The sequence below is a fragment of the Geodermatophilus sp. DF01-2 genome (assembly GCF_004571065.1).
Classification (GTDB): domain Bacteria; phylum Actinomycetota; class Actinomycetes; order Mycobacteriales; family Geodermatophilaceae; genus Geodermatophilus.
Window position 1 is genome coordinate 1 of the sequence record NZ_SPQN01000157.1, and the last position, 3,527, is coordinate 3,527.

Below are 3,527 nucleotides of genomic sequence, written 5' to 3' on the forward strand. Positions count from 1 at the left end.
GATCTCGGGCCGGGCAGGCACAGCCGGCCGAGGCGCGGTCCGCCGAGGGGGTCGCCGGCGAGACGGCCCGCCGGCCGGCAGGGGCCGACGGCGATCCCCGGCACGGCCGGCTGACCGAGCTGCGCATCCGCGGGCTCGGCGCCATCGACGACGTCACCCTCGAGCTCGGCGAGGGCCTGACCGTGGTCACCGGCGAGACCGGTGCGGGCAAGACGATGGTCGTCACCGGCCTGACGCTGCTCTTCGGCGGCCGTGCCGACCCCGGGCGGGTGCGCGCCAACGGGCGGGCCGGCGTCGAGGGGCGGCTGGTCCTCCCCGCCGACTCACCGGTCTGGGAGCGGGCGGCCGACGCCGGCGCCGACCCGGACGACGACGGCACGCTGATCCTGGCCCGTACGGTCAGCGCCGAGGGGCGTTCGCGCGCGCACCTGGGCGGGCGCAGCGTCCCGGTCGGTGTCGTCGCCGAGCTGGCCGAGGGCCTGCTGGCGGTGCACGGGCAGAGCGACCAGCTGCGGCTGTCCCGCCCGGCCGAGCAGCGCCGGGCCCTGGACCGCTACGCCGGCGCGGCCCACCTGGAGCTTCTCGACCGCTACCGCGAGGCCCACGCCCGCTGGCGGCAGCTGGCCGGCGACCTCGAGCGCCGCCGTGGCCAGGCCCGGGAGCTGGCCCAGGCCGCCGACGTCCTCCGGCACGGGTTGGAGGAGATCGAGACGGTCGCCCCGCAGCCCGGCGAGGACGAGGAGCTCGACACCCAGGCGCGGCGGCTCAGCGACGCCGACGCGCTGCGCGCCGCCGCCGACGAGGCCCGTACGGCGTTGGTCGGCGACGTCACCGGCGACCTCGGCGACGACCTGCCGCAGGACGCCGGGGCCGCCCTGGCCATCGCCGAGCGGGCGTTGGCCGCCTCCGACGACCCGACCCTGGTGATGCTCGCCCAGGACCTCGCCGACGCCGTCGCCGTGGTCTCCGACGTCGCCGGCCAGCTGGCCACCTACGTCGCCGACCTGGATGCCGACCCCGCCCGGCTGGCCGAGGTGATGGACCGCCGGGCGGCGATCACCGCCCTGGTGCGCAAGTACGCCGACGTGGGGGACGGGGTCGGCGGCGTGCTGGCGTGGGCGGAGGACGCCCGCCGCCGCCTGGGCGAGCTCGACGTCTCCGACGAGGCGCTCGAGGCGATCGAGGCCGCCCGCGACGCCGCTCGGGCCGAGGTCGACGACCTCGGCGCCCAGGTCTCGGCGGGACGTCGGGCGGCCGCCGACGGGTTCGCCGCCGAGGTGGGCCGGGAGCTGGCCGGGCTGGCGATGAAGAGCGCCCACGTCTCCTTTTCGATCGACAGCGATCCGGGTACGCCGGGGCCCGAGGGCATCGACGAGGTGGCGTTGCTCATGGCCGCCCATCCCGGTGCCCCGCCGCGGCCGGTGCACAAGGGAGCCTCCGGCGGTGAGCTCTCCCGGGTGATGCTCGCCATCGAGGTCGTCTTCGCCGGTGCCGACCCGGTGCCGGTCATGGTCTTCGACGAGGTCGACGCCGGGGTCGGCGGGCAGGCCGCCGGGGAGATCGGCCGGCGGCTGGCCCGGCTGGCCCGCGCCCACCAGGTCGTCGTCGTCACCCACCTGGCGCAGGTCGCCGCGTTCGCCGACACCCACCTGGTCGTCGACAAGGCCCCGGACACCGGTGCGGGCGTGACCGCCACCGACATCCGCGCCGTCGACGGCGAGGACCGGGTGCGCGAGCTGGCCCGCATGCTCTCCGGGCTGACCGACAGCGACACCGCCCAGGCGCACGCGCGGGAGCTGCTCGCCGTGGCGGCGACCGCACGCAGTGCTGCGTGAGGGGACGGGCGCCGCGTCCAGCGAGTGACGAGGCGATGCGCCGGGTAGGGCCGGATCGTGCCCTACCGCCGCCGCACCGCTGCTGACGCGCGACCTCCGTCCTGCTCCCTGCTGTCCGGTGCCGCCCGATGAGTAGTTTCTCCTCCGCCGACGAGTCGGCGCACTACGCATTCTCCGTGCGGGTCCTCCTGCAGCAGTACCGCGAGCAGCTGGGCTGGGCGCACGAGGGCGTCGTCGAGTTCGGTACCGGTGACGCCACGGCCATCGCCGACGTGGTCGCCGGGCTGCCCGGACTGCGGGTCCACAGCGTCGACATCAGCCAACCTTCGGTGGGAAAGGCCCGGGAGAACATCGCCGCCCGCGGGGTCGCCGACCGGTATACCGTCGAGCTCGGGGACTTCTTCCACGACGCCGACTCCGCTGCCACCCCACCGGTGGCCACGGTGATCGCGAACCCGCCCTACCTCCCGGCGCCCGACCGCGACATCCTCATGCCCGAGCTGTGGGGCGGGGTGTACGGCAACGACCTGGTCCTGCAGCTGCTCAAGGCCGGATATCGCAACGTGATCACGGCGGTGCCGAGCTACGCCGATCCGGAGACGACCGTCCGCACCGCCGGGGACCTCGGCTACCGGGTCGCCAACTTCCTGGCCATGGGCCTGGACTACGGCCCGTACAGCAGCGAGCCCAAGGTCCGCGACCACATCCGGCGGCTGTGCGCCGAGGGCCGGGGCTGGGCGGGGAAGGACGAGTACATGGTCGCCGTCGTGCTCTTCACCCAGGACCCGGACATCCCCGGGGACCGCGCACTCCAGCTGCTCCGGGCCCTGCAGCTGTGACATCGTCGGCCTACCGGCCGACACCGCGACCACGTGCCGTCCCCCGGCTGCGCTGAGCCCATCCCGGCCCTCGTCGCGGAGGCATCCGGCCCCCACTCCTCGAGCCGCCTCGTAGGGCGGCTCCAGTTGGGTGTTGTCCGGCAGGACGACCGTGTCACAGCCGTGGCGGCCTGACGGCCGTCACCTCACCTCACCTCCGCTTGGCGTACCCGGCGAGGCCGAACTGCAGCAGGGCCAGGCCCCGTTCACCTCGGGCGCGCAGCTCGGCGGAGAGCTCGGGGCCGGTCACCCCGGCGAGCACCCGGTCGCGGGCCAGCTCGAGCAGCGCGGCGTAGAGGCCGAGCACCGCGTGCGCGGCCAGCCACGGTGCCAGCTCGCCGGGCTCCGAGCGGGTCTCCTCGGCGATGAGCCCGGCCAGCGCGGTGGTCAGCTCGCCGAGGATCTCCCGTTCGCGCACCTGCAGCGTGCGGCTGCCGCGGATGACACGGGCCATCTCGGCCACGCCGGCGGCGGCCTCCGGAGCGCCGAGCCCGCTCATCGCCCGGACGACGAAGGTACCGGCCGCGGCGGTCACCGACTCGCCGGCCGGGCGACTGCGCACCGCCTCGAGCAGGGCGGCACGCATCGGCGGGTCGGCCTCGAAGACCAGCCCCTCCTTGACCGGGAAGTGGTTGAACACGGTCTTCTCGACCACGCCGGCCCGCTGCGCGATCTCCACGACGCTGACCGCGTCGAAGCCGCGCTCGGCGAACAGCTCGGCGGCGGCGTCGACGATGGCGGCGCGGGTCTGCTGCCGGCGCCGCTCGCGCAGCCCGGGGCCGCGCAGCGCGCGTCGTCCGCGGCGACCGCGGGC

The 3,527-nt window shown here is 75.7% G+C and carries 3 protein-coding genes; 2 read left to right on the forward strand and 1 reads right to left on the reverse strand.

Annotated elements, in window-relative coordinates:
* Positions 1–1,835 (forward strand): DNA repair protein RecN (gene recN, locus E4P41_RS21400; RefSeq protein WP_245177554.1); only part of this gene is annotated, 1,835 nt, incomplete at its 5' end.
* Positions 1,836–1,963: 128 nt separating this feature from the next.
* Positions 1,964–2,674 carry a methylase gene (locus E4P41_RS21405; RefSeq protein ID WP_135143210.1) on the forward strand — a complete coding sequence of 237 codons (711 nt, stop codon included), beginning with the start codon at positions 1,964–1,966 and terminating at the stop codon, positions 2,672–2,674.
* Positions 2,675–2,864: 190 nt separating this feature from the next.
* Here E4P41_RS21405 and E4P41_RS21410 read toward each other — a convergent pair.
* Positions 2,865–3,527, reverse strand: a 663-nt coding sequence (locus E4P41_RS21410; RefSeq protein WP_135143211.1) for a TetR/AcrR family transcriptional regulator, incomplete at its 5' end; no start/stop codon positions are given.